Source organism: Vibrio sp. B1FIG11 (assembly GCF_905175335.1).
In the GTDB taxonomy this organism is placed as follows: Bacteria; Pseudomonadota; Gammaproteobacteria; order Enterobacterales; family Vibrionaceae; genus Vibrio; species Vibrio campbellii.
In genome coordinates, this window is the sequence record NZ_HG992752.1 from 71,687 (window position 1) to 86,282 (window position 14,596).

At 45.5% G+C, this 14,596-nt stretch carries 14 protein-coding genes; 8 read left to right on the forward strand and 6 right to left on the reverse strand.

Annotation, left to right across the window (positions count from 1 at the left end):
• Nucleotides 1-247 precede the first annotated feature (247 nt).
• Nucleotides 248-451, reverse strand: a complete 204-nt coding sequence (locus KHO06_RS17160; protein WP_005428499.1) for a hypothetical protein — start codon at nt 449-451, stop codon at nt 248-250.
• A gap of 204 nt (nt 452-655) precedes the next feature.
• On the opposite strand from KHO06_RS17160, the gene KHO06_RS17165 reads away from it, so the two are divergent.
• The 3 genes from KHO06_RS17165 (at nt 656) to KHO06_RS17175 (ending at nt 3,422) form a co-directional block, all read left to right on the forward strand.
• A complete protein-coding gene (locus KHO06_RS17165) occupies nt 656-2,023 on the forward strand; it encodes an Ada metal-binding domain-containing protein (RefSeq protein WP_212582969.1) in 1,368 nt (455 codons plus the stop codon).
• Complete coding sequence (locus KHO06_RS17170) at nt 2,020-2,502, forward strand: methylated-DNA--[protein]-cysteine S-methyltransferase (protein ID WP_212582970.1); 483 nt, start codon at nt 2,020-2,022, stop codon at nt 2,500-2,502. The genes KHO06_RS17165 and KHO06_RS17170 overlap by 4 nt, the downstream gene beginning before the upstream one ends.
• A gap of 98 nt (nt 2,503-2,600) precedes the next feature.
• A complete protein-coding gene (locus tag KHO06_RS17175; protein WP_212582971.1) occupies nt 2,601-3,422 on the forward strand; it encodes a hypothetical protein in 822 nt (273 codons plus the stop codon).
• Nucleotides 3,423-3,506: 84 nt separating this feature from the next.
• Here KHO06_RS17175 and KHO06_RS17180 read toward each other — a convergent pair whose 3' ends face one another.
• Nucleotides 3,507-4,115, reverse strand: coding sequence for a YitT family protein (locus KHO06_RS17180; RefSeq protein ID WP_212582972.1), 609 nt, complete (start codon nt 4,113-4,115; stop codon nt 3,507-3,509).
• 218 nt (nt 4,116-4,333) lie between these two features.
• On the opposite strand from KHO06_RS17180, the gene KHO06_RS17185 reads away from it, so the two are divergent.
• Nucleotides 4,334-4,729 carry a GFA family protein gene (locus KHO06_RS17185; RefSeq protein WP_038888560.1) on the forward strand — a complete coding sequence of 132 codons (396 nt, stop codon included), beginning with the start codon at nt 4,334-4,336 and terminating at the stop codon, nt 4,727-4,729.
• A 26-nt stretch (nt 4,730-4,755) separates the two neighbouring features.
• Here KHO06_RS17185 and nhaD read toward each other — a convergent pair whose 3' ends face one another.
• Both nhaD and KHO06_RS17195 read right to left on the reverse strand, forming a co-directional pair.
• On the reverse strand, nt 4,756-6,186 hold the full coding sequence (gene nhaD / locus KHO06_RS17190; protein WP_212582973.1) for a sodium:proton antiporter NhaD: 1,431 nt from the start codon (nt 6,184-6,186) through the stop codon (nt 4,756-4,758).
• 420 nt (nt 6,187-6,606) lie between these two features.
• Nucleotides 6,607-7,632 carry an acyltransferase family protein gene (locus tag KHO06_RS17195; RefSeq protein ID WP_212582974.1) on the reverse strand — a complete coding sequence of 342 codons (1,026 nt, stop codon included), beginning with the start codon at nt 7,630-7,632 and terminating at the stop codon, nt 6,607-6,609.
• Nucleotides 7,633-7,885: 253 nt separating this feature from the next.
• Here KHO06_RS17195 and KHO06_RS17200 point away from each other — a divergent pair, with 253 nt between their 5' ends.
• Nucleotides 7,886-8,476, forward strand: coding sequence for a TetR/AcrR family transcriptional regulator (locus KHO06_RS17200; protein WP_212582975.1), 591 nt, complete (start codon nt 7,886-7,888; stop codon nt 8,474-8,476).
• Between the two features lie 122 nt (nt 8,477-8,598).
• Nucleotides 8,599-9,453, forward strand: coding sequence for an alpha/beta hydrolase (locus KHO06_RS17205; protein WP_212582976.1), 855 nt, complete (start codon nt 8,599-8,601; stop codon nt 9,451-9,453).
• A gap of 117 nt (nt 9,454-9,570) precedes the next feature.
• On the opposite strand, the gene KHO06_RS17210 is transcribed toward KHO06_RS17205, so the two are convergent.
• Together KHO06_RS17210 and KHO06_RS17215 are read right to left on the reverse strand one after the other, a co-directional pair.
• The gene (locus KHO06_RS17210; RefSeq protein ID WP_212582977.1) at nt 9,571-12,105 is read right to left on the reverse strand and encodes a glycosyl hydrolase family 18 protein; all 2,535 of its coding nucleotides are present in this window, start codon (nt 12,103-12,105) and stop codon (nt 9,571-9,573) included.
• A gap of 370 nt (nt 12,106-12,475) precedes the next feature.
• Nucleotides 12,476-12,979, reverse strand: a complete 504-nt coding sequence (locus KHO06_RS17215) for a DUF2850 domain-containing protein (RefSeq protein WP_045399441.1) — start codon at nt 12,977-12,979, stop codon at nt 12,476-12,478.
• A gap of 220 nt (nt 12,980-13,199) precedes the next feature.
• Between KHO06_RS17215 and KHO06_RS17220 the strand changes: the two genes are divergently transcribed.
• Complete coding sequence (locus KHO06_RS17220; protein ID WP_005428471.1) at nt 13,200-13,484, forward strand: pyrimidine/purine nucleoside phosphorylase; 285 nt, start codon at nt 13,200-13,202, stop codon at nt 13,482-13,484.
• 203 nt (nt 13,485-13,687) lie between these two features.
• On the forward strand, nt 13,688-14,371 hold the full coding sequence (locus tag KHO06_RS17225) for an EAL domain-containing protein (RefSeq protein ID WP_212582978.1): 684 nt from the start codon (nt 13,688-13,690) through the stop codon (nt 14,369-14,371).
• Nucleotides 14,372-14,596 lie beyond the last annotated feature (225 nt).

The following is a 14,596-nucleotide window of genomic DNA, read 5'->3' on the forward strand; positions in this document are numbered from 1 at the left end:
TGATGTTCTCGTTCGACAAATTCGATGGAACGTTTTTTCATTTTTAAATACAGAACGTTAGAACGGATAAAATACCTGGTTTAGTGCTTTTACAGGACGATTTTGATTATGAAAGTCGCAAAAATTTGAATGACTTTCTCTACGTGGGTTTGTCTTCTGGTATGGCGCCTGTGCATGGTGAGCAAAAAAAAGAGCACAGGTGACTGCGCTCTTTTACTTTCACGATTAACAAGGGAGAAAGGAGTTTTTATAGATTCATTAAACTTTCAAGCGAGTCTTCCACACTGTTGTAGTGATAAGTGCGAATATTCACACCATCAGTCGCATTGATTTGAATTTCTGAAATCTCGTTATCAGAGTCGCGCTCAATAATCCCTATAGAGTGCTCGACCGATTTGCTGGTAATAACCTTGTGATTTCTAAGTACAATCACGCACGTATGTAAGTCCATGCCAATTCCCTTTAGCCGACGTTGTTGTGTTGTTCTGACTATAACCTTAGTGCACAAATTTGCTATTGCCAAAGTTTCTTAATATTGAGTTCCGAAAATGGCTAATTTACAGTAACTCCCCGTTCTACAATGAAGTTATGCCTGTCGAGTGGTGAATAAGTTAACCACTCGTTGAACACCAAATGCGTAAGCAGGGACAGCACTATGCTCATCCACCCACATACATCGTTGACCTTCGAACAATGCCAAAAAGCACGCATGGCTCGTGATAGCCGTTTTGATGGGCGCTTTTACATTGCGGTGAAAACAACAGGGATCTTCTGTCGCCCAATCTGCCCAGCTAATTTGCCCAAAGAGGAAAACGTCGAGTACTTCACCGACAAGACTCAGGCTTTGAAGGCTGGATATCGCCCTTGTTTGCGTTGTCGTCCAGACAGTGCGCCAGGGTCATGGGCTTGGAAGGGCGTCGAGACCACATTCCAACGTGCGATCAAAATGATCGATCAAGGTGAGTTGCATCATCAGTCTCTTGTGGAACTCTCTGAGCGTCTTGGGATCTCGGATCGTTACTTGCGTATGCTGTTCGAGCAATATTTGGGGATGTCACCTAAGCAATATGCGCAGTATCAACAGTTGATGTTTGCCAAGCAGCTTCTGCATTCGAGTTCGATGTCGGTCACTGAGGTCGGCTTTGCCGCGGGTTTTAACAGTACTCGACGTTTCAATGATGCGTTTCAAAAGATCCTTCAGCTAACGCCTTCTCAAGTGCGTAGAAAGGAATTTGATGGCGTGGGGACGAATCGAATTGTATTACCTTATCGTGGTGCTCTGAACTGGCAACACATGCTCGATTTTTATCGTCTGCGTGCGATTGAAAGAGTAGAACAAGTCACACAAGAGGCTTATCAGCGCAACGTTTTGTTGGGTGATTGCCATGCACGATTCAAGGTCACTCAAGGAGAAGGTTATCTTGAGATGGAGTTCGATGTTGAAGATGTCACTAAATTGCAGAATTTGGTGTCTGGTGTACGTCGTATGTTCGACCTCGATGCGGATATTTGCACGGTGGAGCAGCACCTTGAATACATTGCGCCGGGGTTGGTGAAAACCCAGGGGATTCGTATTCCGGGCGTCTGGAGTGCGTGGGAAGCCGGTGTACGTGCTGTGCTAGGGCAGCAAGTGTCGGTCAAAGCGGCTATCGGGCAACTTAACTTATTGGTAGCAACACTCAGCAGCGATCAGCAAGCGCGCCACTTTCCAACCCCAGAAACGATTGCCAATGCCGATGTCAGCTTTTTGCGTATGCCGCAAAGTCGTAAAGACACACTCGTGCGATTTGCTCAGTACATGCAGCAAAACCCAGAAGCCGATCCGCAGCAATGGCTGGAATTAAAAGGTATTGGTCCGTGGACGGTGAGCTATGCGCAATTGCGTGGCCAATCTCAGCCCGATTGCTTTTTAGACAAAGACTTGGTGGTGAAGAAAGCTATGCCAAACTATCCGTCATTGAATGCTCATACTGCGTCGCCTTGGGGCAGTTACGCGACTTTTCACTTATGGAATCAATCATGAAATCACTTTATACGGTAATGCCAAGTCCGCTAGGCGCAGTGACCATTCAAGCTAACGATCAAGGTTTGCTAGGAATTTGGTTTGAAACGTGTACCACCAAACCAGACGATTTGGGAGAGCGTGATGATCAACATGCCGTGCTCAGTCAGACTGTGACTCAATTGGAAGAATACTTTGCTGGGCTGCGTAACGAATTCGATTTGCCTCTTGCAGCGACAGGTACGGATTTCCAAACTCAAGTGTGGCATGCACTAACGACCATTCCTTATGGTGAAACATGGAGCTACCAAGATCTGGCGAACGCCATCGGCAATCCGAAAGCGGTGCGCGCGGTGGGGCTGGCAAATGGTAAAAATCCAATCTCTATTGTGGTGCCATGCCATCGTGTGATTGGCAAAAGTGGCAAACTCACTGGCTATGCCGGCGGGGTAGAGCGCAAGCAGCGATTATTGGCGTTGGAGAGAGGTACGCTACTTTAAGTGAGACCATTCTCAGAATCTGGCAAGGTTTACCTTATTTGCTTAAATTTTGTGTAGGGTTGTAAGCAGTCCAGAGCAATGAAAAGGATAATAAGGATATGTCGTTCAAAACGGATTTTGATGCATTTATAAACCAAAGTTGGCAGCAACATGAAGCCGAGCCGCAACCAACATACAACCAACTAGAGCAAGCGCTTAGCCAGGTAGAAGACACCAACCATGCTGAGCGCATCTTACCCTTGATGTTGCACACATCTATCGGTCACCTGCACGATCCAAGTCAGTTTCTCACCAGCTTAGATAAGATTGAAAATGGCGTAGCAGCTCAATGTCTGGCGCGTCAGAGAGCCAAAGCTGTCGCGCAGTACTTCGTTGACCAAAATACGGACCAAATTACTGAGTTAGAAGATGTCGATCAGCGTCGCGTGTTTGCTCAAATTGCTAACGAGCTGTCGGCAATGAATGAACTAGAGCAAGCCAGCACATGGTTAGCAAAAGCAGCCAACGGTATAGATTCAGGCCAAGCTGCCGAGCCTTTAGCGCGCTCAATTGCCATTACGGGTAACAACCTTGCCTGCCAATATGAAGAGCTTGAAAGACGCTCTGAAGCGCAAGTAGAACACATGCTAGAGGCTGCGACACTGGCCCTTGAATATTGGAAGGTTGCTGGTGGCTGGATACAAGAAGAGCGCGCAGAGTATCGCTTAGCCATGAGTCTTCTTAAAGCGGGTAGTCCGCAGCAAGCCAAAGTGCATGCTGAACGCTGTGAGGCAATCTGTCGAAAAAATGGTGAGGATGCTTTCGAGCTTTTCTACGCTCACGATTTGCTGATGCTGGTGCACTATCACTTAAGCCAAGCGAGCAAGCAAAAACTGACGGCAGATGACCAGAAATACTGTGAGAATTCGCCATTGGCGTAATGTTTTCATTAGTGAGCTAGAACAAACAAAAAGCCCCAGAGTTAAAGGCTCGGGGCTTTGTTTTTTAATCGTGAGCCTGTGTTATTACGCAGCTTGTGGCTTGGGTTGATAACGCCCTGGTTTGTGGTTCATGGCTAAGATTAAGTTGGTCACCACAGCGCCAAGTACAGAAAGGCCAATCAAGTAAACATCGACGATAAACAGCGACATCACAACAATAGTGCAGTCGAGCGCCATTTGTACTTTACCTGCACGAATGCCAAAGCGTTCCTGAAGGTAAAGCGCCAAGATGTTAAAGCCACCTAAACTCATCTTGTGGCGGAAAATCACCAGCATCCCCATACCAATCAAACCACCACCGAGCAGTGCGGCATAAACGGGTTCAATACGAGAAATTTCAATCACATGGTGCAGGTGGTCTACCGCAAAAGAAACGATCGAAACCGCAATAAAAGTGTTGATGGTAAAACGCCAACCCATGCCCATCACAGACAAAATGTAGAAAGGCAGGTTCAATGCAAAGAACACCTGACCAAAACTGAAGTCACTGATCTTAGTGAGGAAGATTGCTAAACCCGCTGTTCCGCCAGTGAGCAATCCCACTTTGTTGAAGAAGATAACCCCAAGTGACACCAACGCACTACCGAGCGTCAGAGCCAAGAGGTTCTCTCTAAGGCTATGATCTTTATCCATAAAAGTATTTTCCTTGGTTTTAAAACCGTATTAACTGCAAGCACACAGCCAAAACGGATGCGGTCGGCAAAACGCCAACCAAATAGTGATAAATAGCTAAATAAAATGTCGTGAAAAGTGATGGATGTCGAGTTTTTGACCTAGATTGCGCGGATGTTAACTGTTTAACAGACTTTACACATTAAGCTAAGCAAACACAGAAAGATTGAGGAAATGTCATGATTAAACAAGTAGGTAGTACGATAATTCAGCCTCTACATCAGCTTTCTTGCCATTGCGGAAAAGTGCAAATCGAACTGTCATTACCGAATGGAATCGAGAAGCCTAGACGCTGTGATTGTTCCATGTGCCGACGTCGTGGGGCGATTGTGGCATCGGTGCCTTTGAATGGGATTCGCATCATCCAAGGTGAGAAAGCACTCAAGCTGTATCAGTTTAATACCAACACAGCTAAGCACTTCTTCTGTGGTGAATGCGGCATCTATACCCACCATCAGCGCCGCTCAAACCCGAGCGAATATGGCTATAACGTTGGCTGCTTAGAAGGCGTAAATCCTTATGATCTAGGAGAGATAGAGGTGATGGATGGCGTGAACCACCCATCAGACAGATAAGTGTATTTAGAGTGGATGAAGGCCGTTTAAGTAAATAAACTGCCATTCATCCATAGATGCGCGGCAATACTTGCAATGTAACCTACCGCAATCACCGGTGCCCATTTAAGGTGCCCAAAGAAGGTATATTGTCCTCTTGCTGCGCCCATGAGAGCAACGCCAGCAGCAGAGCCAATCGATAGTAAACTACCACCGACGCCTGCCGTAAGGGTCACCAATAACCAGTTACCCATCGACATACTTGGCTCCATGGTCAATACCGCAAACATCACTGGGATGTTATCGACGATGGCGGACAGTATTCCCACCATGATGTTTGCCCAAATTGGATTCCACTCGGTGTACATCACGTTCGAAACCAGCCCAAGATAGCCCAGCAAGCTCAAGCCGCCAACACACATGACCACGCCGTAGAAGAACAAAAGGGTGTCCCACTCGGCGCGAGACACACGGTGGAAGACATCAAATGGCACGACAGAACCTAAGCGCTTGAGCGCGTAATCGTCCCCATTGGCAATCGCCATCGCCGCTTTTTTGGCAAGGGAGTGTTTGAGCGTTCTACGCAAGAAATAACCGAAAAATTGCAGATAAGCGAGGCCCATCATCATCCCCACCACTGGCGGGAAGTGTAAAACGGCGTGGAAGGAAACTGCAGTCGCAATGGTCAGGATAAATAAACCAACAATACGTCTTGCGCCGCGTTTGAGCTCAATGTGTTCGTGTACCGTATCTGGCTTAGTGTTTGGTACAAATAACGACATGATGAATGCAGGGATGACGTAGTTTATCAGCGAAGGCACAAACAGCGGCATAAACTCAGCAAAGCTGACGTGCCCTGCTTGCCAAACCATCAGAGTGGTAATATCGCCGAATGGGCTGAATGCGCCGCCCGCGTTGGCCGCTATGACAATGTTGATACAAGCTAAGTTTACAAATCTTGGGTTATCGCCCGAGACTTTCATCACCACAGCACACATCAATAATGCCGTGGTCAAGTTATCGGCAATGGGAGAAATCACAAACGCTAGGCTACCTGTAAGCCAAAATAGCTTCTTAAAATCAAAACCTTTGCCAACCATCCATGCTTGCAGTGCGTCAAACAGCCTTCGCTCTTCCATCGCATTGATGTAAGTCATCGCCACCAGTAGGAACAATAAAAGTTCGGCGTATTCCAGAAGGTTGTGTTCCAGTGCGGCTTTAGCCACGTCAGCTTGGTTGTGCTGGGCAAAGGTGTAGCCAATCAAAATCCAGATTAACCCGGCTGCGAGCAATACGGGCTTAGACTTTCGCATTTGGAGGTATTCTTCCAGCATCACCAGAATGTAGGCAATGGTGAAGAAAATCAACGCGGCATAACCGACGGTCGAATTGACGAGATTAAGATCACTGGTCGCAGCTGCAAAGGTGGAACTAGAAAATATCAAACAGCAAAACGCGACAATTGGATAGATTGGCATAGACATTTCTCCTTGTTTGACTGGAGAAATTTTAGCCACATATTAAGGGGTTAAGTGTGAGTAAGCTCGAATTAACGGTAGGAGTTTTGAATTGATGTAGCTTGCGCCACTACTTTCTGAGTGACGCAATGCTCGCCGCGCCAAATAGGATTACTGCAGCGTATAAACCATAAGTTAGCCAATGGCTAATTTCTAAAAAAGGAACGAGTCCTTGACCTGCCCACATACCGCCTCCGTTTAATGAGCATTTTGTTGATGTCAGACAAATCTAAATTAAATGAACAATGTTTTTTGTGAGTGAAAGCAAATTACAAAGTATTAGAAATGATAATTTTGATGAGTGAGAGAGAGCTCTCATTTTTATAAAGTCTGCACTAGCCAAAAAGTGGTAGTGCAGACCATACATAGTGCTGAATGGATTTAGCGCAGTAATAGCTTTTTCAGTGGTGTTGCTTCAATGCCTTTCACAAGCAACAAGGTCACCACAATGGTTGCTGGGTAAATGAAGGCGTCTTTGGCAAAGTTTTCTAGCCCTAACATACCCGCTACGTTCATCATGATGATGATCACTAATAAGTGGCTCACGTAGATACCTAAAATGCTCGGGGACCACTTAAACACCCATGGCATGTTACCAAAGTTTGGATGGGCAAGAAGCCACATGAATACGCCCAAAGACCAGACAACAGTACCGAACAAAAAGTCGTGCGAGTTAAAGGCGATATCATAATCCATCAAGTAATAGGCTTCGGCGAAATGAATTGCCATACCAATAAGAATTAATCGAATCGTGTTGTTGCGAGACCATTGCCACTGGTGCTGTCTGGCTAGGTAACCAAGCACCACCAGTAAGGTACTGAAGAACGGACCATTACGAGTAAAGAATGGCGCTGGCAGATCAGTGAGTGTGACGTAGCTGCCTGCGAACACACCATAGATATAGAGCAATACCGCTGTTGGAAGTAGCAGTTGCATCATGCCGATTCGAACCAGAAACGCAATGATGGCTACAGCGATGATGAGTGCTGGGATGAACCATAGATGTACCAAGCCCCCTTCCAGTAACGAATTGATTGGGTTCGACATTAAGTAGCCCCAATAGCCTTGTCGCTCGGCGAGATAGCCTGCTTCTGCAACCACTTGCCAACGGAACGGCACCAACAGACAAATCGCACTCCAAACCAGCCATATCTTAAGCAAAGGCTTGGCATAGTCTTTCAGTGTCTCAACGGGATTCGTGCTGAGTTTTGGTTGGATGAGATAGCCGGAGATGAGGAAAAACAGTGGCACAGCAAAACGAGCTAGCTGGTTGAGGATATACCCAACCCAAGGCACCTCATCCCATTGCCAATAGGTGAGAGCCATCTGACAGTGAAGCCCTACGATCGCAAACATCGCGATGATACGAGCAAATTCTAAACTGGCAATTTTCTTTGTGGTTGCCATAAGTACTTACCTAAAAAGTGAAAAATCGCTGCGAAATTAGCAGTTAATGACTCAGTTCTCGCGCTAAAAAGTCAACGGATGTGCATTTGGTGGTAACCAGTTTCTTAAATTCTGACTCACCTCAAATTTCGAAAATTCATATTCATTAGGTTACTCAATGTATTGCGATCGTGAGTGTGTAAGTGGGTATACATTGGTTTGACCAGTAAATTGAGGACTTGTAAAAAAGTACGATCGTGCTAAAAGTGTGTTTATGAAAAAAGGAAAAGTAACCAAAGAGCTGATACTGCATCGTGCATTCCAACTCGCGAGTGAAAACGGGTTGGAGAGTCTCACTATTGGTGAGCTCGCTAAGCAGTGTGGTATGTCCAAAAGTGGCTTGTTTGCTCACTTCAATTCCAAGTTGAACCTTCAACTGTCGGTGTTGGAATTTGCCAATCAAGTATTCGCTGAGCGCGTAATTGCGCCTGCGCGCGAGCTAGGCGATAGCAACATTGAGCGTAAAGTACGTGGCTTGTTGGATACTTGGATGACGTGGAATCACTCTTTTCAAGGCAGCTGTATGTTCCTTGATGCTTGGAATGACACCGCTGAAGAAGGCTGTGCGTTGCAAGCAGCATTGCGAAAATCGATTGATACTTGGTTGAATTACTTAGAAATTCAGATCAAGAAAGGCAAAGAAAACCAAGAGTTTGTCGCCGATTTAGACACGCGGCAAGCGACCTTTGATTTGTACGGGCAGTACTTAAGTGCACACATATTTTACTCGATCAAAGGGCAAGAAGAGAGCCAGAGACTGTTCTGGCAGGGCATCGATAACTTGTTTACTCGATGGAAGCGCTAACCCCGCGGTAACGGGTATAGTAAAAGATTCAAAATGAAGAGCGACAACGAGCGCTCTTTCTTATCAGTATAAAAAGCACGACCGTTCTATTTTGTGCAAAGCTGATAGTTAAGGAAATGATCATGAGTGAGAAAATTTACTTCAATACTTCGCAGAAATTCAGTGTTAAACGCAGCTTGGTCAACATCAGTACCCGCCTGCATCACACGTTGGCGCCGTCACATGCAAAAAAGACCGCGCGTAAACTGCTGCTTACTCCCGCTCGTACTCAGCCAAAAAATGTCGAGCCACAGGGGCTTATCAAAAGCGAAGTGCAAGGTCATGCCGGTGCAATTAAAACCTATCAGCTTGGTAGCGGTCCGGTATGGGTTTTGACTCACGGCTGGTCAGGAACTGCGAGTCAGTTCTACCCGTTGATGGAGCATATTGCGGCATCGGGTTACACCGCATTAGCGTACGATCATCCTGCTCATGGTGAGAGTGAGGGACAATACGGACATATTCCAGCGTTTGTGTGCGGTCTTGAAGATGTATTAGATTCTGTCGATGAGGTTGCAGGTTTGGTGGGGCACAGCATGGGTACCGCTTCAGCGCTAGAGTGCCGCCACAGTAAATTAGAAAACAAGCCTTTGCTGTTGATCGCGCCAGTGCTTAACTACGTTGAAAACCTATTTGGCAGCATTGCGCGTTCGGGTTACTCAATGAAGTTATTCAAAGCGGTGGTTTCGGAAGTGGAAGACCAGTTTGGCTACCCATTGCAATCTATTGACCCGGAGAGGCGCTTAGCTGAGCGAGAAGCAAAAACTATTATTGTTCATGATGAGCAGGATAAGTTCACCAAACACAGTGTGTCTGCTAAAGCGGCGGCCGAGATTGAACGAGTGGAACTGGTTACCACGCAAGGCCAAGGCCATGGTCGTGTGATGAAGTGTGATGAGGTATTCCAGAGTTTCGACCGTTTAATTGAAGCGAGCTGATCATTAAAGAGTGTTGAATAAATTCTGTTAGAACAACAAAGGACAGCCGAAGCTGTCCTTTTCTTTTTTAACAATATTCAAAGCGAGTGATGATGAATCACAACACCTTAGCAGTGCTTAGTTACAGTTAGCTGGGCCAACTTCTTTCCAAACACCCCATTCGCCAGACTTGCTAGGATCTTGACCTTGTGTCCACCACTTCGCTTCCCAAGTTTTACCTGCGTGCGTTACTTGGTCGCCGCCTGTGTAAATAGCCGTTGCATCCCATGCGTTAGTACAAGTGCCACCACCTGTGCTGTGCTTAGATACAACAACGGTTGCACTTGCTGAAGACGCTGCCTGACCATCGCTTACGCTGACAGTGAAGCTTAGGCTTGTGTCTTGTGGGTATTCTGCTGCTGTGAACGTCACTTTCGCACCGTTAACCGTTGCGTTTAGACCTTGAGGTAGCGTCCAATCAAACGTTAGCGTGTCGTTGTCAGCGTCGCTAGAAGCAGAAGCATCAATCACAACTACGTCACCAGCTTTCGCTGTTGCTGGAGCTGAAACTTTTGCAATTGGCGCTGTGTTATCCACGGTACCTGTTGGTTTAACCGTTACCACAACAAGATCAGAAGCGGTTGCGCCTTTGTCATCGGTTACTGTTAGTTTGAACGTTAGCTGCTCTTCTGCAGTCACTTCCGCTACATCAAAGCCTGCTGTCGCAGTGTTCGCGCCAGATAGAGCTACTGCAGTACCTGATACTTGCTCCCAAGCGTAGCTTGCGATTGTGCCATCAGAATCAGTTGAGTTGCTGCCATCAAGAACAACACTTGCAGGACCTGTTACTGCTTGGTCTGCACCAGCTGCTGCCGTTGGTTTACGGTTTGGTGGAACAACCACACCACCGGCCATGCCTTCGTGCATTGCGTTAAGGATGTCGCCGTTATCCGCATCAATTTCCCAAGAGAATAGACCAGCTAGACCCAGAGATTTCGCGTAGTTACCTTTTGCCAATACAGAGCGGTGATCGTCAAATGTAATCAGTTCACCCGTTGAACGGTTCCACACCCAAGGTGCTTCTGCTAGCTCGTCGTAACCGTATTCGAAGCCGTTGATGCCAGCGTTGTTCGCACCTAGCATGAATGACTTAATACCTTTGTAGTCAATCACGCCATCTTCCCAAACGCCTTGAGTCGTGCTGCCTTTCAGTTTACCTGTCGCAGTACCTGTCATTGGGTCGTTTGGATCCGTCAGCGTATCCGGTGTTACGCCTTCCCAACCACGACCGTACATTGCAGTACCAAGAACCAGTTTGTTCGCAGGAACACCTTGCGCGAGTAGAAGTTGGATGCCGTTGTCAGCCGTGTAAGCTGGGCCTTTGTACGGTTCGCCGTTTTCATCAACGCCGCTACCATCACACTGACCAGGACGCATGAATGAGCCACAGTAGAGTGCTGTTTGGTGACCAGGAACATTGTTCCAACCGCCATAGAAGTCGTAAGTCATCGCGAAGATGTAGTCCATGTACTGCACAGCATCTGCGTAATCAACGTCTTCAATTTTGTCGTAACCAACGCCAATTGCTGAAGTTAGCTCGTAGGTACGGCCTGTTTCCGCTTCTAGGTCATCCAGCATTGCACGCAGTTCACGCATCAACGCGATGTAAGCTGGGCCATCGTTCACTGGGTCGCCTTTATCTGCTGCAGCACCGCCGCCACCAGGGAATTCCCAGTCAATATCTACACCGTCGTAGAACTTCCACGTTTTCAGGAATTTCTTAACTGACGCGACAAATGTGTCACGGTTTTTCTTATCAACGAAGTCGTAGAATGGGTCAGAAAGTGTCCAACCGCCGATAGATGGAATGATTTTTAGATCTGGATTACGTTGCTTCAATGCCATCAGCATTGCGTAGTTACCCTTGATCGGTGTGCTGTATTCGTGACCAGCTTGAGCAAAGCTCTTCTGGTACGCTGCCCATGGGTCATGGATAACCACTTCGTAGTCATTCACACCGCGACAGGCAGTTTGTAGAGCGTTGAAGCTGTTACCACCAACTGATTTCACCGACTCGTTTGGACCACAGATTGGGATAAAGCCGTAAAGAATGTGAGTCAAGTTGTCGACAGGCATGTTATCAACCGTGTAATTACGGCCGTAGATACCCCATTCAACAAAGTAAGTACCCATCACTACGCTTGGGTCTGTGTTGTAGGTTTTGTTGTTTGGGTCAACATTCATGGTTAGAGGCGGTAAATGAGAACCGTCAGTATCCGCGATAGTGATCTCTGCTGGTGCGCTCTTAGCACAACCAGTTGCGTCACATGCTTCGATTTCCATTTGGTACAAGCCACCTTGGCCGTATTCAAATGATGCCGTTGTTTGGCTACCAGTGATAGGGCCTGTTGCCACTTTTACGCCATCAAAGTAGATGTTGTAAGTGTCGCCAGAAGTACCACTCCACTGATTAAATTTCACGTTGATCTTAGCTAGCTCATGGTACTTAACCATGTCGTTGTAGCCAGATGTGGTTTCCATTGCCAACTCAATTTTAGAAAACTGCAGGTTGTTGGAACCGTACATATCGATACTTGGTGCGGTTGGAGCCGCATTTGCAGCGCCAGATAGTGCTAGGGCAACCCCAGCTGCACATAGGTTAAATCGAATCATAACTTCTCTCTCAATCCTTGAATTCATGTTCATTAACGAACATAAGCTGCTCCTGCGACAGAAAAGACAACCAATTCACACACTGTGCAAAAGCATCCCCTTGAGCATTTCAGAGGCTTATTTTTTTCAAAAAAAAATAAATCAACTTTCGACCGTGTTACCTAAATCTCACTACAAGAAACATAAATTTGCAGTGAAAATTCAATATTGAGCCAATATTTTATAAATATTTTGCATGCACTTAATTAATTGCTTACTCAGTTCGTACTCGTTATTTTGCGAGTGAAATTAAACTTTTTACTTTGTAATAGAGTTGGTTACGACAAAAAGTGTTTGTTTTGCATACAGAAGAGGAGTGATGGATAAAAGGCTACTTGCGGCCGAAGTGTTCACTTAGAGCGGCACGACGTTTGGAAGCCGCCCCAGTTTCTGAGCCTTGAACTGTGTGCTCGAAGCCTTTGAGAATAAATCTCTGATCGGGAAAGCGAGGTTCAATACGGCGTATTTGTGGGGAGAGGTGAGAACCTGACAACTGATACTCGGTTTTACCCAAGCCTGTGTTCAGAGTGATGACTTTGCCATCAAACTCAAATTGAGTGGCGATCAAACGGTGATTGCGAAAGACCCCGTTGGAAGTAAAGGAAAGGTGCTCGGTTTGATAAGGTGGGGCACCAATTTCAATCCATTCGCCATAGATTTTATCGCGATCGATGTAATCCAAATAAGAGGCATAAAGTAGATAACTGATCACGCCAAACAACGTGCATCCAAACAGAGCAAAACCTCCTTTGATGATTTTGAGCTGATGACGAGCCCAAAGTGAGGGTTGCGGTTCCGGTTTCTGCTTGCGATTACGTCCTGTGGTGTTAGTCATGATCCCTGCTTACTTTCCTTTTCCATTATGGTGAGAAGCTTGAGCTGCAAAAACAAACAATCTCGCCTTTAAGACGGTGAAACTATGATCTGATGTCCACTTTTACATTCCGAAACACAGTTATTGATAAGTTAGCTTTTCAGTAAAGGTCAATTTAGATGCTTGAGTCGCAAACCGAAACAGGGTAAAAAAGAGCTGATTTTTGATAAGGAAACCAATAATGAGTATTAAGGAAAACAGTTATTTTGCTGGTGGCGTTAAGTCGCTAGGTTTTAACCAACAAGGGCAGGATGTCAGTGTTGGGGTAATGTTGCCAGGTGAATACACGTTTGGCACTCAAGCGCCAGAGCGTATGAGTGTGGTCAAAGGTGCATTGATCGTTAAGAAAGCTGGCGAGGTTGATTGGGTCACTTACAACACCGGTGAGTTCTTCGAAGTAGAAGGAAATTCATCGTTCGAGCTGCAAGTAAAAGATGCAACCGCGTACTTGTGTGAGTACCTATAAGCAATAAATCGAATTGAAATGAAAGCCACCTTCGGGTGGTTTTTTTATGCGTGTATCTTTCTTTATAAATAAATTGGTTCGAAAAAATAAATTTAATAGGCGTTAACTAACCGTTAACCAAATCAGTGATACGTTCTATCCATATATCTTCAATATTTAAAACTTGAAGAAACTATTTTAGTGGATAACGAAAAGAACAATAAATGTCGGATTTTTACCTAATTTATCAGCCTAAAGTCAGAGATTATAAGATAACCTCGCTAGAAGCGTTGTTGCGCCCCAAAGACAGTGACCTTTCTATAATGGAATACTTATCTCTAAAAGCAGATACAAAGCTTCTCGATCTTCAAGTACTCGCTAAGTGCGTTGAGGATATGGACCTATATCAACTTACTATCCCAGTCTCTGTCAATATACATCCCTCCAGTTTATCCGATGAAACGTTTGTATCTACAGCAATAGAAATGATCAACGGCAGGCAAATCAATATAGAAGTTATTGAATATCAGGAATTCCAAGTCACACGAGAAATGGTTCTCAATCTAGAATCACTAAAAGAGAATGGAATCAAAGTGTCTATAGATGATTTTGGTACAAACCTAATGAGTGAAGAACTTGCTCTGAGGATGAAGGTTGATGAAGTTAAGTTTGACAAAGCGTTAATCGAAGGTATTGAAACCGATCGTTCGAAGTTGGAAGTACTGAGGCGTATCTATAGAAAAATCGCAAAGCTATGCACTCCTAATATCGTGTTTGAAGGCGTCGAGAATGTTCTTCAGTTAGAGGCCATTAATGAGTTTGCGACGTCTCCTATCATTCAAGGCTACTACTTTTACAAGCCGATGCACTTATCCGAAGTTGGCAGAGTATTGTCTCTCACAAAGTGACTTGTCCTATATTCGTAAACTGAGAAATGGTGATAACCCATAGCTAAATACCATCACAAATATCATTTTATCTACTTTCTTGACGCAGAGTCGTAAAATTGACGCGGTATAAGTTTTTGAAATTTAAAGTAAAATAATATTTTTCATATCGTTTTGTCGTGTCGATTAAATAGTTTTATCAACATGAATGGCCTCGTTAACCCTACGTTAACCAGGGGTAAGTCT